The following is a 22,671-nucleotide window of genomic DNA, read 5'->3' on the forward strand; positions in this document are numbered from 1 at the left end:
TTCTTCCACGACCGCCTCAAGGTCTATCTGAAAGACCAAGGCATCAGCCACGATGTGATCGACGCCTCGCTTGCCATGCCGGGGTCCGACGATCTGCTCTTGCTGGTCAACCGCGCCCGTGCGCTGGCCGCCTTCCTGAAAACCGATGACGGCGAGAACCTGATCCAGGGCTTCAAACGCGCCAACAACATCCTCAGCCAGGCCGAGGACAAGGATGGCGTCGAATACAGCTTTGGCGCGGATATCAAATTTGCCGAAACGGATGAGGAAAAGGCCCTCTTTGCAGCCCTTGATGCTGCGGATGCAAAGATCGCACCGGCCATGCAGGCCGAGGATTTCGGTGCAGCCATGTCCGCCATGGCCGACCTGCGCGCGCCCATTGATGCCTTCTTCGAGGCCGTCCAGATCAACGCCGACAGTGAGGTTTTGCGCCGCAATCGCCTTAATCTGTTGCACCGCATCCGCACGATCTGTCTGAGTGTCGCAGACCTTCGAAAACTCGAAGGCTAGCGCCCTTTCGATGTTACACTTGTTCTGACGTCGCACCTGTCTATGGTGCGGTACACAAGGAGTGCTGCGGTGCAGAAAGTTATCACCCTGAAGGATTTGTGCCACGTCACAAAAACCGCGCCCATGGCCGCGAACATTCATGGTGGCCGCGCGAAATGTCTGCAAAGGCTGATCCGGCTCGATATGCCGGTGCCCACCACGGTGGCACTGTCCTTTGACGCGGTGCGCGCAATCGCCAGCGGTCAACCGGTCGATACCCCGCAAATCCTGCGCCACTTCGAAGCAGCCCCGCTGCTGTCGGTGCGCCCGTCCAGCATGGACCCCGATTGGGGCGGTCCGGGCGCGATGCTCAACATCGGGATGAACGACGCCAAACATGCCGAACTGTCCGAAACCATCGGTGCGTCGGCGGCGACACGGATCTATATGCGCTACATTCAGTCCTTCGCGATTGAAGTCGCGCGGCTGGACCCCGAGGAATTCTATCTGCCTGATCAGCCGTCCACCGACGCGCTGCGCGCTATGCTCGACACTTATGAGGCCGAGATGGACGCCGCCTTTCCGCAGGACATAGGCGAGCAGCTGGGCGAGGTTCTACGGTCCATGGCCCGATCGTGGGAGGGCACGACAGCGCGTCTTTTGCGACAGGCCAAAGGCGCGCCTGCGGATGCGGGGCTTGGCCTTGTGGTGCAGGACATGGCGCTGGCTGTGGGGGCTGGCGTGTCCGGTTCGGGCGTCATCCAGTTTGTGGACGGCACCACCGGAAGCGAAGGCATCAATGGCCGGTTTGCGCCACAGGCGCTGCATTCGGACGCGTTGCGGGATGCGGAAGGTGCGTTGTTTCTGACCCGTGATCCGCGGGGCAAATCCCTTGAAGAAGAAGCGCCCGAGGCTTTTGAACAGCTGATCGCCTTTGGGGCTTTGGGTCGGCAGCGCCTGCGCGAAGAGATGGAGATCAAGTTCATCCTCACAAACGGGCAGTTGACCATCCTTGACGCCGTGCGCGTGCAAAGGTCCAGCCGGGCCGCTGTCCGCATTGCCGTGGATCTGGCCGAAACCGGCGTGATTCCCCGCGAAGAGGCCGTGATGCGGGTCCAACCTGCGGCGCTGTCCGAACTGTTGCACCGCCAGATTGACCGAAGCGCTGTGCGCGACGTCATCGTGCGCGGCATTCCCGCCAGCCCCGGTGCGGCCGCGGGCCAGTTGGTGTTCACCGCGAATGAGGCGCAGGCGAGTGCCGCACGCGGTGAGGCCTGCGTGCTGGTGCGCCGCGAAACCACGCCCGAAGACATCCGCGGCATGCATGCGGCAGCGGCTGTCGTGACCTTGCGCGGCGGCATCACCAGCCACGCCGCCGTCATCGGGCGCGGCATCGGTTTGCCCTGCATTGTGGGGGCCGCCGACCTTGATATCGACGAACGCAAGCGGATCATCACGGCCCCCGACGGGCGCACGTTCACGGCGGGCGACATGGTCACCGTGGATGGCAGCACCGGCCAGATGCTGGCCGGCGAGCCTGCCATGCTGGAGGCTGCCCTTGATGATGCCTTCCAGACGTTGCTGTCCTGGGCCGACGAGGTGCGCGATATCGGCATTCGCGCCAACGCCGACACGCCCGCCGACGCCCAGACCGCGCGCAATTTCAACGCCCAAGGCATCGGGCTGTGCCGTACGGAACATATGTTCTTTGACGGCGACCGCGTCGATCTGATGCGCGAGATGATCTTTACCGAAAATCCCGAAGGGCGTGCTGCGGTTCTGGAACGGCTGATGCCGCTACAGCGGTCCGATTTCCGTGAACTTTTCCGGATCATGCAAGGCCAGCCTGTGTGCATTCGCCTCTTTGATATGCCGCTGCACGAATTTCTGCCTGCGGGCAAATCGGGTCTGCGGGAGTTGGCCGAACTTCTCAATGTGCCCATGGCCGAAGTCACCGCACGGGTTGAGGATCTGACCGAATACAACCCCATGCTGGGGATGCGCGGCGTGCGCCTGGGCCTCACCGTGCCGGAAATCTACGACATGCAGGCCCGTGCGATTTTCCAAGCCACGGTCGCCGTGTCCGAGGAAGGCGATCCGGTGGTCCCTGAAATCATGATCCCGCTTGTCAGCGCCATGCGCGAGGTCGAACTGGTGGAAAGTCGTATCGAAACCGTGGCCGCCGCCGTGCGGACGGAAACGGGGGTCGATTTCGATTATAAACTGGGGGTCATGGTCGAAACCCCGCGTGCCGCGTTGCGGGCACAGGACATCGCCGAACATGCGGCGTTCCTGTCGTTCGGCACCAACGACCTGACCCAGATGACCTATGGTCTGTCGCGCGATGATGCGGGGCGGTTCATGTCGGACTATGTAAAGCTGCATGTCTATGAAGAAGACCCGTTCCACACCCTTGATCTGGATGGCGTGGGGGAGCTTTTGAAACTGGGGGCCGAACGGGGCCGCATGGGCCGCGCAGACGTCACACTGTCGATCTGCGGCGAACATGGCGGCGACACGGCGGCGATTGCATTTTGCCGCGCACAGGGGTTCGATTACGTCTCATGTTCGCCGTTCCGGGTTCCGGTTGCGCGGCTTTCCGCCGCCCAATTGGCCGTCAAAGACCGGCTTGCGCGATAAGACGCCGAAGCCTGCTGGAAAATAACAAAGCGAATCCATTGGTTTAAGGTTCGTGCAGCAAACTGTGACATGGTTGCACGGGTGCGCCCGTCTGACGCGCCCCGGGTGGGTAGACGGACCTGTGACAACCTTCTAAAGACCCCTCGATTGCGCGGATCATGGCCGCGTGCCGAATGGGAAGATGGAATGTTTAAGTTTGCTGGTCGTCGTGCGCTGGGCGCACTTGTTGGTTTCGCATGCTCCTTGGTCGTCACAACCGCACAGGCGGATGACGTTCTGGCCGCCCGTCTGGGCGCTTTGTTGGGACAGGAACGCGCGGCGATCCAGGAAGTTCCCGATGTGCGTGTGGCGGCGCTGACGGCTTTGCCTCCGGCCTCTGCGCGCAACATTTCGACCGCGCCGGATGTCATCACGTATGACAACGCGTTTCTGGCCAGCCAGCCCGCGGCCTCGGGGGGGGAGCAGTGGCGCTGCCTTGCAGAGGCCCTGTATTTCGAAGCGCGCGGTGAAAGCGCACGTGGGCTGTTCGCCGTGGGTGAGGTTATTCTGAACCGCGTGGACAGCGCGCGTTTTCCCAGCACGTTGTGCGGTGTGATCAATCAGGGCACAGGCCGCCAGTATGCCTGCCAGTTCACCTATACCTGTGACGGCAACCCCGAGCGTATCCACGAACAGGGCGCATGGATTCGCGTGGGCAAGGTCGCCCGCCTTTTGATGGACGGCGCCCCGCGCACCCTGACCGATGGCGCGCTTTACTATCATACCCGCGCCGTGAACCCCAGTTGGGCCCGCGTGTTTCCGCGCACAACCACCATCGGGGCGCATCACTTTTACCAGCAGGGTTGATCTGCGTCGCATCTGGGGGCTGGGGCGGCGCTGCCTCGCCCCTTGCGGGACTTCGGCTGGCTTAGTATCCGGCGCATAAGATGCGTGAGGACACCCCATGAGCAGCGACACAAGACTGGCCTTCGCCCACCCCTCTGAGAGGGCCGAGGCCACAGCCCCCGACGGAAGCGGCGGCCTGCGCGACCGCATTTCCCTGCGCGACTACATCACCGAGGTCGAAATCGGCGCGTTCCAGCAAGAACGCGGCCACCTGCAGCGCATCAAATTCAATGTTGTGGTTGAGGTTGAACCGCTGACCGGCCCGATCGACGATGATGTGGACCGTATCCTGTCCTACGACCGCGTGACCGAGGCGATTGACGCGGAACTTGGCGCGGAACGTCTCAACCTGCTTGAAACGCTCGCCGCGCGTGTGGCGGAACGCATTTTGCTGGAACCGCAGGCTTTGCGCGTCTTCGTGCGGATCGAAAAGATCGACAGGGGGCCGTATTCGCTGGGCGTGGAAATCGTGCGCGAACAGGGCGGCAACCCCGAGGCTGCGGTCGAAACGGTTGAGGACCCCCATCCGCGCGTCGTGTACCTGTCCAATGCGGTTCTGGCCTCGGACCGTGTGACTGGCTTGGTCGACGAGATGTCCGCCGACGACGCCCCCGTGATCTTTTGTGTCGGTGCCCCCGATGCCGCAGCACCCCAGACCCAAGTGGCCATGGCCCAGCGGCGCATTGACCTTTTGGCGATTGAACAAAATGCATGGGTGCTGGCAGGGCGTGACAAACGTTGTGTCGTTGTGGGCACCTCGACGGAGCTGGATTGGGCCATGAAGAACGGCCAGATTTGCGTCTGGGCACCCTCCAAGATCGTGCTGGATGCCGTGGACGGCCCCAGCGCCGATCCGCGTGATGCGCTGGCGCTTGTGGCGTGGTTTGCCGACCATATGCAGGCCGCTGAACTGGTTGTGGTGGGCGCTGACGCCCCCGCCTGCACCGTGCCGGTCCGCGTGCTGTGACCTACTGGCGCGCCATCCCGCAGACCGATCTGCACCGCCCCGCAGCTGCGTTGACGCTGGCAGGCGGCTGGTGCTGGTTTGACACGGTCGAGCGGATCGAACGCGGCGGCGGCAGGACCCTCGTGCCCGCGCACGAGACCCCGACCGCCCAGCTGGATCGCATGACCGCGCCGCGTGCAGATGTGGCGGGCCTGTCGCTGAATGCGCCGCGTCTGATGGGCATTCTGAACGTGACGCCGGACAGTTTCTCGGATGGCGGGCTGTTCAACGCGCCCGACACAGCACTGGCGCAGGCGCGGGCCATGGTGGCGGACGGGGCGGACATCCTCGATATCGGGGGCGAAAGCACACGGCCCGGTGCCGCGTTTGTCGATGTTGCAGAGGAAACCGCGCGCACCGCGCCGGTGATCAAGGCCATTCGGGCCGAGGTCACAACGCCCGTTTCCATCGACACGCGCAAGGCCGCTGTGGCGCAAGCGGCCTTGGATGCAGGGGCCGATCTGGTCAACGACGTGGCGGCCTTTACCTTTGATCCGGCGATGGCAGCGGTCACGGCGCAGGCCAATGCGCCGTGTTGTCTGATGCACGCCCAAGGGGACCCCGCGACCATGCAGGACGCGCCGCGTTACGATGACGTAACCCTCGACGTCTATGATTTTCTGGAAAGCCGCATTCAGGTGGCCGAAGCGGCGGGCATCCGCCGACACCAGATCATCGTCGATCCCGGCATCGGCTTTGGCAAGACGCTGGATCACAACCTCACGCTTCTCAAAAACCTGTCCATCTTTCATAGCCTTGGCTGCGCGGTGCTGCTGGGGGCCTCGCGCAAGCGGTTCATCGGCACCATCGGCAACGCGCCCGAGGCGCGCGACCGCATGCCCGGATCGGTTGCGGTGGCCCTGCACGGCGTCCGGCAGGGTATGCAAATGCTGCGTGTCCATGATACCAAGGCCACCAAGCAGGCAATCAACCTGCACATGGCAGTGAATTAGGGCAGACCACATGGCACGTAAATTTTTCGGAACCGACGGTGTGCGTGGCACGGCGAACCAATACCCGATGACCGCCGAAATGGCGCTGAAAATCGGGGCCGCCGCAGGGCGCTATTTCCGCAATGACGGCAGCAATGGCCACCGTGTGGTCATCGGCAAGGACACGCGCCTGTCGGGCTATATGTTCGAAAGCGCGCTGACCGCCGGTCTGACCAGCACGGGCATGAATGTGCTGCTGCTGGGGCCGATCCCGACACCGGCTGTGGGGATGCTCACCACCTCCATGCGGGCCGATCTGGGCATCATGATTTCGGCCAGCCACAACCCTGCGGCGGACAACGGCATCAAGTTCTTTGGCCCTGACGGGTTCAAGCTGTCGGATGAGGCCGAGGCCGAAATCGAAGCCCTGCTGGAGGGCGATATCCAGCCTGCCAAATCCGTAAACATCGGGCGCGCCAAACGGATCGACGACGGCCGCTTCCGCTATGCCGAACGTCTGAAAGGCACGATGGGGGGCAAATCTCTCAGCGGGCTGAAGGTCGTGATTGATTGCGCCAATGGCGCGGCCCACCGCGTCGCACCCGAGGTGTTGTGGGAATTGGGCGCCACCGTGATCCCCGTGGGCAACACCCCGAACGGGTTGAACATCAACGACGGCTGCGGGTCTACCAGCCCGCAGGCAGCGGCGGAAACCATCGTGACCCACGGGGCGGATGTGGGCATCTGTCTGGACGGCGACGCCGACCGTGTGATGATTCTGGATGAAACTGGCAAGGTCGCAGACGGTGACCAGATCATGGGGCTGTTCGCCGACCGCTGGGCGGTCACGGACCGGCTGCAAAAGGGCACTTTGGTGGCCACGGTGATGTCCAACCTCGGGCTTGAACGTTTCCTGTCCGACAAGGGTCTGACACTCCAACGCACTGCGGTGGGCGACCGTTACGTGGTTGAGGCCATGCGCGCCGGCGGGTTCAATCTGGGCGGCGAACAATCGGGCCACATCGTCATGACCGACTACGCCACCACCGGTGACGGACTTTTGGCGGGGCTGCAGTTTTTGTCGGCCATGCTGGACACGGGCAAACGCGCCTCCGAACTGTGCCGCGTGTTTGAAACGGTGCCCCAGATGCTCAAGAACGTGCGCTATGCGGACGGGGCGGACCCGCTGGCGGCGTCCTCTGTCAAGGCCGCGATTGCAGCGGCTGAGGCGGATTTGACCGGCAAGGGGCGGCTGTTGATCCGCAAATCGGGGACCGAGCCTCTGATCCGTGTTATGGCGGAATGCGAAGATGATCGCTTGCTGGCCCAAGTGGTTGACGGGATCGTGGCCGAGGTTGAGGCCGCAGCCATCCCCGCCTAGCGCCGTAAAACCGACCGCAAATTCGCCCATTGGCTGACGGCAAGCCCCGTCAGGATCAGGGCGAGGGCCACGAAAAAGCGGATCGGCAAAGCCTCCGACAGGATCCACGCGCCAAAGATCATCGACCAGACGGGGACCTGATAGTTTACCAGCGTCATAAAGACGGACCCGGCGGTGCGGATCGTCTGCACCCGCAGCAGGGCGGCAAAGGCCGTGGGGACAAGGCCGAGGAAGATGATCGCATAGCCGGACCGGTCGGGCACCCATGCGGGCAGACCTTCAAAGACCAGCATCGCGGGGATCAGACAGACGGACCCTACCACCAGCGTCAGGGCCGCCATGGCGATGCTGTCCACGGGCGGACAGGCGCGGGTCATCACGCTTGAGACCGCGTAGGACAAAGATGCCGCCACGCAGGCCAACTGCGCCAAGGCCATGGTATCGCTGCCGAAATCAAAGGCGCGTGGGCCGATCAGCACGGCAGCGCCGATAAACCCGATGACCACACCCAGCGATTTGCGGGTGGTCATCTTCTCATCCGTGAACAGATGCGCGAGGGGGAAGACAAACAGCGGCAGCGCCGCCATGGAAATGCCCGCAAAGGCCGACGGCACGTATTGCTGCCCCCACGACAACAGCGCGAAGGGCAGCGCCGTGTTCAGCACGCCGATCACGGTCAGAAACCGCCAGACACGCGGATCGCGGGGCAGGGGCCGGTTCATCAGCCGCACCAATATCAACAGGGACACCGCCCCCAAAGTGGTGCGCGCACAGGCCACTGTCAGCGGGCCATACCCCTCCAGCGCGATGGCCACGACCATAAAGGTCGCACCCCAGATCAGACCAAGGGCAAGGATCGACAGCCAGTTGCCAAGGGTCGGCTGATCCGTCACGGGGGAACCTCGCTGTGGGGGATTGCGTTGATTGTCCAGAACCTAAATGGAAACAGCCCCCCTTCAAGGAGGAAATGCTATGAATGAGCTGCCACTCGTCTGGCTTTTGCCACTCGCCACCTTTGTGCTTGTGATCGTCTTCGCATTGTGGAGCCGCAAGCGCACCCAAGACACCCGACACACCCGCACGGCCGAAAAGTCGTCGCTGGCCACCGATGGCCCCGGACCGAACCCTTTCGGCCCCGACAAATAATCCGACACACCATCGGGGGTGTCGTTAACATATTGTTAATAAACGACAACCTTATCCGCGGATAAGGTGTCCCCATAAACCAGCAAAGGCGCCCCATCATGATTGATGAGGCGCCTTTTCTTGTTTTCGAACCGAAGGTGGATCAGTTCTTGGACTTGTCGACCATTTTGCCGTCGGCAATCCACGGCATCATGTCGCGCAGCTTGCCACCCACAACTTCGATCTGGTGTTCGTCATTGGCACGACGGGACGCTTTGATCGTAGGCTGGCCCACGGCGTTCTCCAGCATGAAGTCGCGGACAAATTTGCCGGACTGGATGTCGGACAGCACGTCTTTCATGCGCTTCTTGGTCTCGTCGTAGGGCAGGATGCGCGGGCCGGATACGTACTGGCCGTATTCCGCAGTGTTGGAGATGGAGTAATCCATGTTCGCGATGCCGCCTTCATAGATCAGGTCCACGATCAGCTTGGTTTCGTGCAGACACTCGAAATAGGCCATCTCAGGCTCATAGCCGGCCTCGACCAGCGTCTCAAAGCCGCAACGGATCAGTTCAACAATACCGCCACACAGCACGGCCTGTTCGCCAAAGAGGTCGGTTTCACATTCCTGACGGAAGTTGGTTTCGATGATGCCGGAGCGCCCGCCACCGATGGCGGAGCAATAGGACAGGCCGATTTCCTGCGCCTTGCCGGACGCATCGGTGTGTACCGCGATCAGGCAGGGCACGCCGCCGCCTTTGGTATATTCGCCGCGCACGGTGTGGCCGGGGCCCTTGGGGGCCATCATGATGACGTCAACGCCGTCCTTGGGTTCAATGAGGCCGAAATGAACGTTGAGGCCGTGGGCAAAAGCAATCGCCGCACCGGGTTTGATGTGGTCGTGCACGTGCTTTTTGTAGGTCTCGGCCTGCAATTCGTCGGGCATGGTGAACATGATGACGTCACACCAGGCAGCGGCCTCTTCGATGCCCATGACCTGCAGACCTTCGCCTTCGGCCTTGGCGCGGGAAGGGGAGCCGTCGCGCAGTGCGACAACAAGGTTTTTGGCGCCAGAGTCGCGCAGGTTCAAAGCATGGGCGTGCCCTTGGGAGCCGTAGCCCAGAATGGCGACTTTCTTGTCCTTGATCAGGTTCACATCGCAGTCACGGTCATAATAAACGCGCATGGGTCAAATCCTTTGTTGCGGTTGCGTTGCGGTGCTTATGCCGCAGCGTTGCCCGGGTGGCGAGGGGGATTTTTACGAGTATTTACGGCAAAACGAAGTTGTTATGCCCTGATTTATAAAATAGTGATATTTTCATGCTTGATGATCTGGACCGCCAGCTTTTGCGCAACCTTCAGGCCGATCCGTCCCTCGCGGTCGCGGATTTGGGCGCGCGGGTGGGGGTCAGCGCGTTGAAAGCGGCGCGGCGGTTGGGGCGCCTGCAGGAACAGGGCATTTTGCAAGGACAGCACGCCGTCATCAACTGGGCGGCGTTGGGATATACCGTGGGCGTGTCGCTGCGCATCACCCTCGACAAAACCCAAAGCCGCGCATTTGACGACTTTATTGATGCCGCGCGCGGTATTGCGGAAGTCACCGAAATCCAGACTTTTCTGGGCCGCGTCGATGTCCGCCTCAGCGTGATTGCCCGCGACATGCCGCATTATCAAAAGATTTACCGCGACCAGATCCTGGCCTTGCCCCATATGGCGGATATCGAAGCGTTGATGACCGTGGCGACGCTGCACAATGATGAAAGCCTGCCACTGTGACACCGGATGAGACAGACCGCGCCATTCTGGCCGCCCTGCAACGTGACGCGACCCAGACGGCGGCAGCTTTGGCAGGCCGGATCGGGCTGAGCCAGCCGGCGACATGGCGGCGGATCAAACGCCTGCGGGAGGCGGGTATACTGGGCGGACGACGGGTGGTGCTGAACCGCGACGCGCTGGGATTTGGCGTCACCGTTTTTCTTGGGATCAAGCTGGCGACAAAGGGTCGCGTCAGCCTTGAGGACTTTGAACGGGCCGTCACAGCCATTCCGGAGGTGCAACTGGTCGAACATGTGCTGGGACTTTATGATTACCGGCTGCGCGTCGTCGCCCGTGATCTGGCAGATTTCGAACGGGTGCTGCGCCGCCGTGTGATGACGCTGCCCGGCGTCGGCGACGTCGAGGCGAATGTGCTGTTGAGCGAGGAGCGCAGGCCCGGCCCGATCTGAGGGCGTTAACGAAATATGCGTATTTGCAAATTAATGCGGGGTCATTCACGAAGGACGACGCCATGCGCATTTCAACCCGGGCGGGTATATGGATATTTGCCCTTGTCATATCTGCCTGCGCCGTAGGGCTGGCTGTGGCGCTGAATGTGGTTGTTTTTCCCGAAGCGATCCTGCCGGTGACGATGCGGGGTACAGTGGCCATCACAAGTCTGGTGGCCATGCCGATCTGCCTTTTCGTCGGCAGCAAGATCTATGAAAACCAGAAGTTGAGCGATGAATTGCAGCGGCTTGTGAATCGTGACCGGTTGACCGATGCCGCCACGCGCGACTTTTTCTTCGCGCAGATGGAACGGGACAATCGGGCCTATGGCGTGTCATTGATGGTCGATATCGACCATTTCAAGATCGTGAATGACACATACGGACATCTGATCGGGGATGAGGTGATCCGGCATGTGTCCGACATCCTGCGCCGCAATGTGCGCAGCGGCGACATTGTTGCGCGTTTCGGTGGTGAGGAGTTTGTCATTTTTCTGGACGGCCACGACAAGGACATCGGTTTTCTGACCGCCGAGCGGATGCGCAGGGATATTGCGCAGCACGGCGGGCTTTTCGGCGGGCATCCGGTCAATGTCACCGTGTCCATCGGGGGCTCGCTCAAGGAAGCGTTTGACAGTGTCGATGCGTCGATCCGGGACGCGGATGCAGCCCTCTACCGTGCAAAATCCCAAGGGCGGAACCAGACCGTTTTCGCCCAAGAGATGGTGCCGTTGCAGGACACCGGTTAGGGCGGATGTGTCCGCAGGCCAGACCACTGCAGATATGGCGGGGCTATCCGGTATACCAAGATAGACTTTGATCCCCGCCAAGGCTGCCCCTACAAACAGGGACAACTGCATTGGAGGAAACGTCATGTCGCCTGATACCTATCGCCCCGCTGTTGACCCTGACGGGCTGATGGAATTTTCCGTGGTCTTCACGGACAGGTCCCTGAACCACATGTCGCAGGCGTTTCAAGGCGTGATGACCGATCTGCACGCGATGTTGTGCGATGTCTACAAGGCCAAGGGCGTTGCGATCGTTCCCGGTGGCGGTACCTTCGCGATGGAGGCCGTGGCGCGCCAGTTCGGGGCCGGTGCCCACGCCATGGTGGTGCGCAACGGCTGGTTTTCCTACCGCTGGAGCCAGATTTTTGACGCGGGTGATTTCACGGCCAAGACCACCGTGCACAAGGCGCGTCAGACCGGCAACGACAGCCGAGCGCCCTTTGCGCCGGTGCCGATCAAGGAAGTGGTCGAGGCCATCCGCACGTCAAAACCCGATGTGGTGTTCGCCCCTCACGTGGAAACCAGCGCCGGTATCATCCTGCCCGATGATTATGTGCGCGCGCTGAGCGATGCGGCGCACGAGGTGGGGGCGCTGATGGTGCTCGATTGTATTGCATCGGGGTGTGCCTGGGTCGATATGGAGGCGTCCGGCGTGGATGTTCTGATCTCCGCCCCGCAAAAGGGCTGGTCGTCCTCGCCATCCGCGGGGCTGGTGATGATGTCGGATCGCGCGCTTGAGCGGCTTGCGGTTACGACGGCGGACAGCTTTGCTGTCGACCTCAAAAAATGGCGCCAGATTATGGAAGCCTATCTGAACGGCGGGCACGCCTATCACGCGACCATGCCGACAGACGCGCTGCGCCAGTTCCGCGACACGATGAAGGAAAGCGAAGCCTTCGGATTTGAGGCGCTGCGCGAGGCACAATGGAAGCTTGGACGGGGGGTGCGTGCGTATCTGGCGGGCAAGGGTCTGACATCTGTGGCAGCCGACGGGTTCGGCGCGCCGGGGGTGGTGGTGTGCTACACCGATGATCCCGCGCTTCAGAACGGCGCGAAGTTTGCGGCCGAAGGCATGCAGATTGCAGCGGGCGTGCCGCTGGCGGTGGACGAGCCTGAGGATTTCCGCACCTTCCGGATCGGTCTATTCGGGATCGACAAGCTTTATGATACGGACGCCACGCTTGCCGCATTCACCACCGTCGCAGATCGCGTTCTGTGACATTGCAGGCGTCTGGAGGTTCGGGATTTTAGACTGTGGTCGGGGCTGGACCCGTCGGCGGGATCGGCCTAGCTAGGGGACATGCAACGCCAACCATTGTCTTTTCGGGGCCATCTGACCCGCGTGCTTTCGCTGGGTGGCCCCCTCGTCGGGGCCAATCTGGCGGGGTTCGCCATCCATATGACCGACACGCTGATGTTGGGATGGTATTCGGTCACGTCGCTGGCGGCGTCGACCATTGCGGGCAGCCTGTGGTTTGTGTTTTTCATGATCGGCGCGGGGTTTGCGCGCGCGGTTACCCCGATTGTTGCCGAAGCGGTCGAGCAGGGCGATGACCTGACCGCGCGGCGCGTGGTGCGCATGTCCATGTGGCTGTGTACGATATTCTCTGTGCTGGTGTTGGCGCCCTATTTGTGGGGGGAGGAGGTCCTTCTGGCCATCGGGCAGGACGCGGATGTGGCCGCCGAGGGGGGAATTTACCTTGGCATCATCGCCTTCGGGTTCCTGCCGGCGCTGATGGGGCAGGTCATGCGGTCCTATCTGGGCGCGTTGGAGCTGACGACCGTTCAGATGTGGGTGACGGTTGCAGCCCTTTTGGCCAATGCGGTGTTCAACTATGCGCTGATTTTCGGCAACTTCGGCCTGCCGGAAATGGGCATCGCGGGGGCGGCCTATGCCTCCATCCTGACCCAGATCCTGCAGATGGTGGCCCTGATGGTCTATGCCCATCGCAACCGGCCCGACATCCAGCTTTTTGTGCGCATTTGGCGGCCTGACCCCGAGGCGCTGAAACGTGTCTTCTTGCTGGGCCTGCCCATCGGGATCACGTCCTTTGCCGAAGGCGGATTGTTCACCGGATCGACCATTATGATGGGCTGGCTGGGCGAGGTGCCCCTGGCGGCCCATGGGATCGCGCTGCAACTGACGGCGCTGATGTTTATGGTGCATCTGGCGCTGAGCGAGGCGGCCACGATCCGCGCGGCGGGCCATTACGGACGCCGCGATGAGGGGGAATTGCGGCGGGGCGCGGCGGCGGCGGTGTCCATGTCGTTGGGGTTTGGCGTTTTGGTGGTGATCATCTTTCTGGCGATCCCCGGACCGCTGGTCGCCGCCTTCATGGACCCCGATGAACCCCGACGGGAGGCGGTGCTGTCCTTGGGCATCGTCTTGCTGATGCTGTCCGCGCTGTTTCAGTTCGTCGACGCCTTGCAGGCGATGGTTTTGGGTTTGCTGCGCGGGGTGCAGGACACGCGGGTGCCCATGTGGCTGGCGTGCCTCAGCTATTGGGTGATTGGCATTCCCATCAGTTATGTCATGGCCTTTCCCTTGGGGTGGGGGCCCGAGGGGCTGTGGCTTGGCCTGACTGTGGGTCTGGGGGCTGCGGCTGTGTTGCTCAGCCTGCGGTTCTGGGGCCGGTCAATCCACATTTCCGCGACCTGATTGAGCGCCTGCGGCGCGCGGTTTTTATGGTGTCGGGTCGGAGGGCGCGCGGGTGTTTCAAACGGACGGGCGGGTCGGGAAGGTCTGCTGAGGTGAGGGCTCTGCCCTCGGCGCGTGCGCGCCTCACCCGGGATATTTTTGAGACAGAGACAAAAGCGCCGCCGCACCCTTTTTGTTATTCGGCGGCGTCTTTCAGCAGGCGATCCGCCTTTTTGCGCACCAGAATGGACCGCAGGTCATGCATGGCCAAGAGCAACGCATCGGTCACGTCTTCGAGCTGGTCATCTGTGGCTTTGGACTGGACCCATTGGGTGGTGATGTTGAGGTAATCCACCGCGCGGTGGATATCGTCGATGTCGCGCTGGGCCAGAAGGGCCGTGCGGTTGGCCATCCATTCTTCGATCCGGGCGATGTCGTCGTCGGACAATGTCCGGTCGCCGTGGGGTTTGACCTCACCATTCTTGATGTTGATGACCGCAATCTGATCCATTTCGATGCGGCGCTGGCGGTTTTCCGTGTCCACGCGGAACACGGCGGCCCCGTTTTCACGCACACGGAAATAATAGTCGGGAAGCTCAGCGCCCATCGGGATGTCCTGTCTCGTTTGTCGCAAGCCTAGCAGTCTGTCATGGACCGGGCCAGAGGTTACGTGAGCCCTGCGCAGAAGGTCTGGATGCGGGTGCAGGCGTCCGTGAGAGCCTCGTCCGAGGTGGCGTAGCTGATGCGGAAGTTCGGGCTGAGGCCGAAGGCCGCGCCAAAGACCACAGCGATCCCTGTTTCTTCGAGGAGGGCCGTGGCGAAGGCCTCATCATCGGTGATTTTGGTGCCCTTGGCGCTGGTCTTGCCGATGCACTCCGCGATGGAGGGATAGACGTAGAACGCGCCGTCCGGTGTGGGGCAACGCACGCCCGATGCCTCGTTCAACATACCGACAACCAGATCGCGGCGACGTTGGAACAGGGCTTTGTTATCCTCCAGATAGTCTTGGGGGCCGTTCAACGCCTCGACCGCGGCCCATTGGCTGATGGAACAGGGGTTGGACGTGGATTGCGATTGCACCTTGCGCATCGCACCGATCAGAGGCGCGGGGCCACCTGCGTAGCCGATCCGCCAGCCGGTCATGGAATAGGCTTTGGACACGCCATTGACCGTCAATGTGCGGTCATACAGGCGCGGTTCCACCTGTGCGGGGGAACAGAATTCGAAGTCGTCAAAGACCAGATGTTCGTACATGTCGTCGGACATGATCCAGACGTGGGGATGCCGCATGAGGACATCGGTCAGCGCCTTCAGTTCATCCCACGTGTAGCCCGCACCGGTGGGGTTGGAGGGGGAGTTGAAGATCAGCCATTTGGTTTTGTCGGTGATCGCGGCCTCAAGCTGATCGGGGGTGAGTTTGAACCCCGTCTGGATCGACGCCTCGGCGATCACGGGCGTGCCGCCCGCCAGCAGCACCATATCGGGGTAGCTGACCCAGTAGGGCGCGGGGATGACGACTTCGTCGCCTTCGTTCAGGGTCGCCATCAGCGCGTTATACAGGATCTGTTTGCCACCGGTGCCAACGCTGATCTGGGACGGCGTATAGGTCAGCCCGTTGTCGCGCTGGAATTTGTCGCAGATCGCTTGTTTCAGTTCGGGAATGCCGTCGGGGGCGGTGTATTTGGTTTTGCCCGCGGCAATGGCGGCGACGGCCGCGTCTTTGATGTTTTGCGGCGTGTCGAAGTCCGGCTCACCGGCGCTGAGGCTGATGATGTCGCGACCTGCGGCCTTCAGCTCGGCGGCTTTGGTGCTCATGGCGATCGTCGGGGACGGCTTCACGCGGTCGAGTGTCGCGGACAGAAAGGACATGGGGCACCTCGGTGGTAAGCTGGCGATGAACCTGTCATATGGGGCGCAGATGCCTGTGGCAACCGATGTTGAAGGATGGATATGATGGCGGAAGACGGATTTGACGATCAGGATTGGTTCAGCGAAGACACGGCCACATTTGGCGACCGATTGGCGGCGGCGCGCGGGGCCGCAGGACTGACGCAAAAGGCGCTGGCCCAACGGTTGGGCGTGAAGGCGGGCACCTTGCGGAACTGGGAAGACGACCTGAGTGAGCCGCGCGCCAACCGGTTGAGCATGCTGGGCGGCATTTTGGGCGTCTCGCTGGGGTGGTTGCTGACCGGTGAGGGCGAGGGCCTGGATGCACCGGAGGATGAGGGGCAGCCGTCGCCCGATGTGAGTGCCCTTGTGGCGGATTTGCGGGCTGTGCGCGTGCAGATGCAACAGACCAGTGAACGTCTGGCCATGTTGGAAAAACGACTGAAGGCATTGGGAAACACGTGACCGAAACGATCGAAACCAAGAGAAAACGGCTGCACATGCGGTCGATCCGGCGCGGGATCAAGGAAATGGACCTGATCCTGACGGCCTTTGCGACGGCTGAACTGGGCACGATGGATGACGCCGATCTGGATGTGTATGACGCCCTGCTGTCAGAGAACGATCATGATTTATATCAATGGGTTAGCGGGACGTCTGTCGAACCCGCCCCCTACCGCGCGATGATGGGCCGCATTCGCGCGGGCGCCGTCGGCGTAACGAAGCCTTAACCCTAACATCAGGTTTTCATTCAAAATTTTCGCATGATTTAACGGAATGTTTGCGCTTTGCGTGGCACTCCGGATTTGTAAATTGTGACGGAGATCGAAATGAGCCTACATTCGCTGCCCAATGTCCAAGGTCTGCCCCAAACGGGCACCCAGTCCGAATTCATGTCCGTATATCTGGACGCCCTGACGCTGGTGGAACGGCTGCACCGGTTGCTGCTGGATGTCATCAAGGATGAATTCGAGCGGGTGGGTGTGTTGGAAATCAATGCTGTCCAAGCGCTGTTGCTGTTCAATATCGGGGACAATGAAGTGACCGCCGGAGAACTGAAATCGCGCGGGTATTATCAAGGCAGCAATGTCAGCTACAACCTCAAGAAGCTGGTTGAAATGGGATATATGCACCATCAACGTTGCGAAATTGACCGCAGATCTGTCCGTGTGCGGTTGACGGAAAAGGGCCGTGCCGTCCGCGACGTCGTATCGGACCTGTTCGTCGGCCACGCCAACGGGCTGCAGGACAAAGGTGTGATCGACATGAATGGTCTTGACGAAATTGCGACGGCCCTGCGGCGGGTCGAAAGGTACTGGACAGATCAAATCCGGTACATCTACTGATCCGCGAGATCACCCAGAACGATGGTGGCCAGTTCGCGCAGCAATTTCCGGCGCATGGCCTCTGCGTAGGCATCAAAGCTGAGCGCGGTTTCGACAAAAGCATCAGGGCCGCGCAGCACGTTGGTTTTGTAGTAGGCCGTCAACTCACCGATCTGCAGGTTGCGGTTGGTGGCGGTCACCGACCCATCGACCCCTATGACGAGGGCGTTGACAGTCACACCTGGCGGCATGTTGGTCACATCCTGAGGCAACTGACCGGTGTTGCCCTTTCCGTCGCCTGAAATATCCAAGGTCCGCACCCAGCAGCTGTCTTGCTGGGCCAGAAGGGCAAAGCCCGTGCGCAAAGCAGACCCGATGCCGGTGCTGGGCCCCATATCGCCGCGTTCCGTCGTGTTCAGACGGGCCTGAATTTCGACTATATCTGCGGGGCTGTTGATATCCGTCCACGGCAGGACCAGACGTTCATCGCCCGGTTCGGACCATTCGTAAATGGCAAGGCGCACGGGCAATCCCGGTTGTGCCAATAACGCGTCGGCCACGTCTGCATCGCCCAAGGCACTTGCCACACCGTCCAGTTGCAAACGGTATTCGCGTGCATCGACAGAACCGGAGACGTCAAGACCCAAGGCGAGGGCCTGACGGCACAGCGGTTGGGATGCGGCAGTCGCGGGGAGACTTGAGAGGGTTGCGATCATCAGACCGGCCGCGGCGACGATCGGGCGAACGCAGGTCATCATCCGTCGGCAGCCGTTGGGCCGGCCGGGACCGAACCGATCATCACGACCCCCAGTTCACGAACGAGCTTGGTTTCCATCGCGCGGGCGAAATCCTCGAACCCGTCGGCCACTTCGACAAAGGCTGCAGGGCCGTGGATGACATGACGGGTGTAATAGTCGACCAACCCGATCCGGCCCTCGCGCAGGATGGCGTCTTCGGGAACCTCAACAACCAGCCCATTTACGGTGACATCCTGCAGACCGAACACCGCAATGGCATCGGCGGCTTCAAACCCGTCATTGTTGACCCCGTCGCCGGAGATGTCGATTGTCTGCGCGTCGCAGATCGGGCCCTGATCCAACAGCGCGCCGGCATGGCCAAGGGCATAGCCGATGGCAGTGGGAAATTCGTAGTAAAACCGGGGCTTGACAGCAATATTGGCCGCCACTTGGTCCAGCGTCGACGGGCTGTCAATCAGCACCCAGTCTTGCATCATGCGCTGGTGGTGGCGGCCTGACCATTCAAACACGGTCAATGCGACGGGCTGGTCGGAGGCAAAAAAGGCATCGCGCACCGGCTGGGCCATCAACGCCGCCGCCAAACCCTGCCGTTGCAAGGCATCTTCATCCGCGTCAACAGAATTTGACACGTCCATCGCCAGAACCAGTGCCAGACGGCAGGCGTCCGCGGCCTGTCCCCAGACCGCTAATCCTGCCGCCAGACCGGCGGCACGGATTGCGCCTTTACCAATGGCCGGTGTTCTCCATGCTGGCCCAAGGCTCCTGTTTGGGCAACGCATCGCCTTTTTGCAGCAATTCGATCGAAATATTATCGGGGCTGCGCACGAAGGCCATATGGCCATCACGTGGCGGGCGGTTGATGGTGACGCCATTGTCCATAAGGTGTTGGCACAGGTCGTAAATATTATCACAGGTGTAGGCGAGGTGTCCGAAATGGCGGCTGTCCGAGGGCAGACCGTCATCCCCGTCCCAATTATAGGTCAGTTCCACATCGTTGTGTCCGTCCGCCTGTTCGGGCGGGCACATGAAGACGAGTGTGAACCGGCCGCCTTCGTTTTCATTCCGGCGCCGTTCGACCATCCCGAGGAGTTTGTAAAAGGCGATGGAAGCGTCCAGATCTTTGACGCGCACCATGGTGTGCAAATATTCGAGGGGCATGGGAACTCCGGTGGTTGAGGATTTACAGATGAATTAGGCCGCACCCCGCCGAGGGCCAGCCCTAGAAGCTGGAGCGCATGTCAAACCCGATCTGAACACCTTCGGTGTCAAAACGCGGAACCGACGACGCGGTCCGCCGTCCCGTCACGTTGAGAACCGGTTCAAATCCGTAAAAGTCCATGTTTTGCAGACCCAGATCGACCCGCAGGGTTGTGATCGTGTCGTCACGCCCTGCCGGATCGAAAACCGAAGTCTCGTAGACACGATATTGTTCGGTCCAGCTGGTTCTAAGGTCGAAGCCTGCCCCGATGTCGCCGAAATCATAGCTGACCCCGACCGTTGCCGCCTGATACGCCTGATCCGTGCCGTCCGAAGTGGCGACGGCCAGTTGCCCCGTCAGGCCCAGCGACTGGCCGTTTTCGAAATCACGGGTCCAAAGTCCGCGCAGCGCGTAGGTCGTCACATCGTCGGACAAGAACCTGTCGCTAAAGCGCACGCTGGTCAGCACGGACAAACGGGTGTCGTTTTCAAAGAATTGTTGCGCCCCGAACGTCAGGTTCACGTCCTGTCGCAAAGGCGTGCCTCCGGCCCAATCGTGGCTATACGTCAGGCTGGCCGAATAGTTCCGGTTGGTCGATTGCGGCGTCCATTGATGAAGAACGCCAAACGACAGCTGCGCATAGGACAGGCTGGCGCCGGTGACATCCGGGGCGGCCTCTTTGGCATCGGCAGACATGATATAGGTCCGCCCGAAGCCGCCAAATTCGAGCGATGTGCGATAGGTCTGCGCTTCGGTGATGCGGTAGCGGACCTGACCTTGCGCAGACACCTCGACCCCGGACAGGGGGCGCTGATCGGCGGGGACAAGCCATTCTATTTCGCTCAAAGTCCCGGGCAGATAGGCGAAGGTGATCGCCTCGTTGGCGTTGCCAGAATTGACATTGTCCGACGGTGCTACGCCAAAGGCCAGTTCGACGGCCAGCGGATTGGCCTGCCGGACACGACGGAAGGCGGTTACTGCCAGCCGTTCGCGCTGTTCGTCCGGGGCCACTTGCAGGGCGCGACGGACCCACAGTTGCGACCGCGTATAGGCTTCGTCAGCGGCCAGAAGGTCGGCCATGGTGAAAGCGGCGGAAAATTTCTGCGCGTCTGATTGTGCCGTCCGCCACGCCATGCGTCCGGCATCGCGGGCCTCCGACGGGCGGCCCAATGCCATCAAGGCGCGCGCCCGCAAAAGATGCACAGAGGTGGCAGCCGGATCGGCCTCGAGCAGAACATCGAGGATTTGCAACGCGGCCTCTGGCTGACCGGCCCGCAGCAGGTCGCGCGCAAAGGCCGGGCCGTCCTCCACAGAAATCCGCAGGGGATCATCACCGGGTGCAGTTTGTGCCACGGCCCACAGCGGGCTGAACCCCAAACAGGCAACCGTGGCCAGCGCCACAGGAACGAACCGCACCATAGCCGGATTAATCGGGGACAATATCGCCGACGAAGACGCCGATCTCGCGGGCATCATATTCCGTCGAGAGGGTGAACTCCAACTCCTCATCACTCAGGATTTCAGCGCCATCCGGCACGCCGGTGGCGGGCAGGTAATCCACCACGTTCAAACGCGCGTCGATCTGATCCTGAAGGGCTTGCAGTTCCACGTCGTCAAGACCGCTCGACACACCGTTGGTGATCGTTTGGGTCACGACCGGATCACCGGTCAGCGGGTCTGTGACCGGCAGCCCTGTGGTGAAATCAATCACCGGCGTTTCGGTCACAGTCCTGTATCGCACGACCTGATAGCGGACCGTCTGCACATCGGCGGTGCCGGTGATAATGGAATATCCGCCGATCTCTTCCCCGTTTGGCCCGCCGATCAGACCCTCATGGAAACCGGTAGACCGGATGTTGCCGTCGGGCAGGCTGGTCGATGCCGACCCGTCGGACCATGTGCCGTTGCGGGTGTCGAAGCTGACCTCGGCAAGAACGATGTTCGGCAGATCGCCCAAACCGGCAGCGCCTGCCGCGCCGGCCCGTTCGCGGTTGAATACGGTGCCGACAATATCCCCCTGCAATTCGCCGGAGGGGTCGAAATCAAGCTCATCGAGGAGCAGTTCCACATCTCCGTAGACAATTTCGATCCCGGACCGGTCCGAAAAGGTGCGCGTGGCCGCATAGGTGCCGGTGTAGACATATTCACCGGTCGTTCCCGGCAAGTCGAAGTCGCTGCGGGTCACATTCGCGCCCGCGTTGCCAAACCCGATCCAGTCCCGACCGGAGGCCGACGTTGCCTCGAAGAAATCGGTGCGGATGAAGACGGCAAAGTGCTGAATCTGACCCGTTGTCGCGGTCTGGCGGCTGGCATAGACGCGGCTGCCGTTGGGCAGGGTTTCGAAGAAATCGTAGCGGCCGTCGGGGCCGTCGAAGGGCAGGTTGTTGATGACCAACTCGTTGTTGGCCTCATCATATTCGACGGCGTTCATCGTCAGGTTGGCGGCAGGATCAAAGGCAAATTTGCTGTCGACGTCGGTGTTGGGATCGCCGGGGGCCAGTTCTTCGGTTTCGCCTTCGAATTCGACCGTCTGGAACGGGTTGGCCCCGTCGCAGGCAGCGAGCGCTGTGGTTGCGGCCAATATGGCAAATAGTCTGCTCATGACGATGTGTCCCATGTGATCTGCGCGTGACCGCGTCGTTGGCCCATAGTCATCATTTGCGCAGGGCAAGTCAACGCGCCGCATGGCTTTATCCACACCTGATATGGCGGTTTTACGCCAGAGGTGCCGTAGATATAGTGGGGCGGTAGCCGCTTCGCAGAATCACCCGCACAGCCACCATAAGGACAGACCCATGCCCATCACCCCAGACCAACAGGCCGAGATTGACGCCCTGCGCGCCCAGACCCGCCCCACCTTGCGTGCCGTGTCCGAAGGAATGGAGGCGCATCTGTACAAAGCGCGTGAGGTTCTGGACCACGGGTTCGTGCGGGTCATCGACTATATGGGCGACGACGCGGCGATCTGTCAGGCCGCGCGGGTGTCGTATGGCAAGGGCACCAAATCGGTGCAAAACGACGAAGGGTTGATCCGCTATCTGATGCGCCACTGGCATTCGACCCCGTTCGAGATGTGCGAAATCAAGCTGCATGTGAAGCTGCCCGTCTTCGTGGCGCGCCAGTGGATCAGGCACCGCACGGCGAACGTGAACGAATACTCCGCCCGCTATTCGATCCTTGATCGTGAATTCTACATCCCCCGCGCCGAGGATCTGGCCGCGCAATCTGTGGTCAACAATCAGGGCCGGGGGGAGGCGCTGACGGGGGAGGAGGCCGAACGTGTGCTGCGGTATCTCAAAGACGACGCAGGCCGCGCCTATGACCATTATGAGGAGATGATTTCGGATGAGGGCCA

General features: G+C 61.5%; 25 protein-coding genes. 16 read left to right on the forward strand and 9 right to left on the reverse strand.

The window, feature by feature from the left end:
• From QZ653_RS05925 to glmM, 6 genes are all read left to right on the forward strand, one after another.
• Positions 1–510: DALR anticodon-binding domain-containing protein (locus QZ653_RS05925; RefSeq protein ID WP_296418504.1), on the forward strand; the 510-nt coding region annotated here is incomplete at its 5' end.
• A gap of 69 nt (positions 511–579) precedes the next feature.
• A complete protein-coding gene (locus QZ653_RS05930) occupies positions 580–3,129 on the forward strand; it encodes a putative PEP-binding protein (protein ID WP_412765994.1) in 2,550 nt (849 codons plus the stop codon).
• A 186-nt stretch (positions 3,130–3,315) separates the two neighbouring features.
• A complete protein-coding gene (locus QZ653_RS05935) occupies positions 3,316–3,975 on the forward strand; it encodes a cell wall hydrolase (RefSeq protein ID WP_296418505.1) in 660 nt (219 codons plus the stop codon).
• A 97-nt stretch (positions 3,976–4,072) separates the two neighbouring features.
• On the forward strand, positions 4,073–4,981 hold the full coding sequence (locus QZ653_RS05940; protein WP_296418506.1) for a dihydroneopterin aldolase: 909 nt from the start codon (positions 4,073–4,075) through the stop codon (positions 4,979–4,981).
• Positions 4,978–5,973 (forward strand): dihydropteroate synthase, encoded by a 996-nt coding sequence (folP, locus tag QZ653_RS05945; RefSeq protein ID WP_296418508.1) that lies wholly within the window; start codon positions 4,978–4,980, stop codon positions 5,971–5,973. Before QZ653_RS05940 ends, folP begins: the two co-directional genes overlap by 4 nt.
• 10 nt (positions 5,974–5,983) lie before the next feature.
• Complete coding sequence (glmM, locus tag QZ653_RS05950; protein WP_296418509.1) at positions 5,984–7,333, forward strand: phosphoglucosamine mutase; 1,350 nt, start codon at positions 5,984–5,986, stop codon at positions 7,331–7,333.
• Here glmM and QZ653_RS05955 read toward each other — a convergent pair.
• A complete protein-coding gene (locus tag QZ653_RS05955; RefSeq protein WP_296418512.1) occupies positions 7,330–8,226 on the reverse strand; it encodes a DMT family transporter in 897 nt (298 codons plus the stop codon). The genes glmM and QZ653_RS05955 overlap by 4 nt on opposite strands.
• Positions 8,227–8,305: 79 nt before the next feature.
• Here QZ653_RS05955 and QZ653_RS05960 point away from each other — a divergent pair, with 79 nt between their 5' ends.
• Positions 8,306–8,479, forward strand: coding sequence for a hypothetical protein (locus QZ653_RS05960; protein ID WP_296418514.1), 174 nt, complete (start codon positions 8,306–8,308; stop codon positions 8,477–8,479).
• A 142-nt stretch (positions 8,480–8,621) separates the two neighbouring features.
• Here QZ653_RS05960 and ilvC read toward each other — a convergent pair whose 3' ends face one another.
• Positions 8,622–9,644 (reverse strand): ketol-acid reductoisomerase, encoded by a 1,023-nt coding sequence (gene ilvC, locus QZ653_RS05965; RefSeq protein ID WP_296418516.1) that lies wholly within the window; start codon positions 9,642–9,644, stop codon positions 8,622–8,624.
• 134 nt (positions 9,645–9,778) lie between these two features.
• Between ilvC and QZ653_RS05970 the strand changes: the two genes are divergently transcribed.
• The 5 genes from QZ653_RS05970 to QZ653_RS05990 all read left to right on the forward strand — a co-directional run bounded on the left by QZ653_RS05970 (position 9,779) and on the right by QZ653_RS05990 (position 14,169).
• The gene (locus tag QZ653_RS05970; RefSeq protein ID WP_296418518.1) at positions 9,779–10,234 is read left to right on the forward strand and encodes an Lrp/AsnC family transcriptional regulator; all 456 of its coding nucleotides are present in this window, start codon (positions 9,779–9,781) and stop codon (positions 10,232–10,234) included.
• Complete coding sequence (locus QZ653_RS05975; protein WP_296418521.1) at positions 10,231–10,683, forward strand: Lrp/AsnC family transcriptional regulator; 453 nt, start codon at positions 10,231–10,233, stop codon at positions 10,681–10,683. Before QZ653_RS05970 ends, QZ653_RS05975 begins: the two co-directional genes overlap by 4 nt.
• Before the next feature lie 62 nt (positions 10,684–10,745).
• Positions 10,746–11,471 carry a GGDEF domain-containing protein gene (locus tag QZ653_RS05980; RefSeq protein ID WP_296418523.1) on the forward strand — a complete coding sequence of 242 codons (726 nt, stop codon included), beginning with the start codon at positions 10,746–10,748 and terminating at the stop codon, positions 11,469–11,471.
• 124 nt (positions 11,472–11,595) lie between these two features.
• A complete protein-coding gene (locus QZ653_RS05985) occupies positions 11,596–12,729 on the forward strand; it encodes an aminotransferase class V-fold PLP-dependent enzyme (protein WP_296418525.1) in 1,134 nt (377 codons plus the stop codon).
• Between the two features lie 81 nt (positions 12,730–12,810).
• Positions 12,811–14,169 (forward strand): MATE family efflux transporter, encoded by a 1,359-nt coding sequence (locus QZ653_RS05990; protein WP_296418527.1) that lies wholly within the window; start codon positions 12,811–12,813, stop codon positions 14,167–14,169.
• Between the two features lie 175 nt (positions 14,170–14,344).
• Here QZ653_RS05990 and QZ653_RS05995 read toward each other — a convergent pair whose 3' ends face one another.
• Both QZ653_RS05995 and QZ653_RS06000 read right to left on the reverse strand, forming a co-directional pair.
• Positions 14,345–14,755, reverse strand: coding sequence for a hypothetical protein (locus QZ653_RS05995; RefSeq protein ID WP_296418529.1), 411 nt, complete (start codon positions 14,753–14,755; stop codon positions 14,345–14,347).
• Positions 14,756–14,814: 59 nt separating this feature from the next.
• Complete coding sequence (locus tag QZ653_RS06000) at positions 14,815–16,017, reverse strand: pyridoxal phosphate-dependent aminotransferase (RefSeq protein WP_296418531.1); 1,203 nt, start codon at positions 16,015–16,017, stop codon at positions 14,815–14,817.
• Positions 16,018–16,092: 75 nt separating this feature from the next.
• Here QZ653_RS06000 and QZ653_RS06005 point away from each other — a divergent pair, with 75 nt between their 5' ends.
• The 3 genes from QZ653_RS06005 to QZ653_RS06015 all read left to right on the forward strand — a co-directional run bounded on the left by QZ653_RS06005 (position 16,093) and on the right by QZ653_RS06015 (position 17,381).
• Positions 16,093–16,500: a helix-turn-helix domain-containing protein gene (locus tag QZ653_RS06005; protein WP_412765995.1), complete on the forward strand. Its 408-nt coding sequence runs from the start codon at positions 16,093–16,095 to the stop codon at positions 16,498–16,500.
• Positions 16,497–16,766 (forward strand): succinate dehydrogenase assembly factor 2, encoded by a 270-nt coding sequence (locus QZ653_RS06010; RefSeq protein ID WP_296418533.1) that lies wholly within the window; start codon positions 16,497–16,499, stop codon positions 16,764–16,766. Before QZ653_RS06005 ends, QZ653_RS06010 begins: the two co-directional genes overlap by 4 nt.
• 99 nt (positions 16,767–16,865) lie before the next feature.
• The gene (locus QZ653_RS06015) at positions 16,866–17,381 is read left to right on the forward strand and encodes a MarR family winged helix-turn-helix transcriptional regulator (protein ID WP_296418535.1); all 516 of its coding nucleotides are present in this window, start codon (positions 16,866–16,868) and stop codon (positions 17,379–17,381) included.
• Here QZ653_RS06015 and QZ653_RS06020 read toward each other — a convergent pair.
• The 5 genes from QZ653_RS06020 to QZ653_RS06040 all read right to left on the reverse strand — a co-directional run bounded on the left by QZ653_RS06020 (position 17,375) and on the right by QZ653_RS06040 (position 21,918).
• Positions 17,375–18,118: a DUF1194 domain-containing protein gene (locus tag QZ653_RS06020; RefSeq protein ID WP_296418536.1), complete on the reverse strand. Its 744-nt coding sequence runs from the start codon at positions 18,116–18,118 to the stop codon at positions 17,375–17,377. The two genes, QZ653_RS06015 and QZ653_RS06020, sit on opposite strands and share 7 nt — an antisense overlap.
• A complete protein-coding gene (locus QZ653_RS06025; RefSeq protein WP_366933061.1) occupies positions 18,115–18,897 on the reverse strand; it encodes a DUF1194 domain-containing protein in 783 nt (260 codons plus the stop codon). Before QZ653_RS06025 ends, QZ653_RS06020 begins: the two co-directional genes overlap by 4 nt.
• On the reverse strand, positions 18,842–19,276 hold the full coding sequence (locus tag QZ653_RS06030) for a VOC family protein (RefSeq protein ID WP_296418538.1): 435 nt from the start codon (positions 19,274–19,276) through the stop codon (positions 18,842–18,844). The genes QZ653_RS06025 and QZ653_RS06030 overlap by 56 nt, the downstream gene beginning before the upstream one ends.
• A 61-nt stretch (positions 19,277–19,337) precedes the next feature.
• The gene (locus QZ653_RS06035; protein WP_296418540.1) at positions 19,338–20,735 is read right to left on the reverse strand and encodes a tetratricopeptide repeat protein; all 1,398 of its coding nucleotides are present in this window, start codon (positions 20,733–20,735) and stop codon (positions 19,338–19,340) included.
• Between the two features lie 7 nt (positions 20,736–20,742).
• The gene (locus QZ653_RS06040) at positions 20,743–21,918 is read right to left on the reverse strand and encodes a hypothetical protein (protein ID WP_296418542.1); all 1,176 of its coding nucleotides are present in this window, start codon (positions 21,916–21,918) and stop codon (positions 20,743–20,745) included.
• A 193-nt stretch (positions 21,919–22,111) separates the two neighbouring features.
• On the opposite strand from QZ653_RS06040, the gene thyX reads away from it, so the two are divergent.
• Positions 22,112–22,671 (forward strand): FAD-dependent thymidylate synthase (thyX, locus tag QZ653_RS06045; protein ID WP_296418544.1); only part of this gene is annotated, 560 nt, incomplete at its 3' end.

It is taken from the genome of Pseudooctadecabacter sp. (assembly GCF_020627745.1).
GTDB lineage: Bacteria > Pseudomonadota > Alphaproteobacteria > Rhodobacterales > Rhodobacteraceae > Octadecabacter.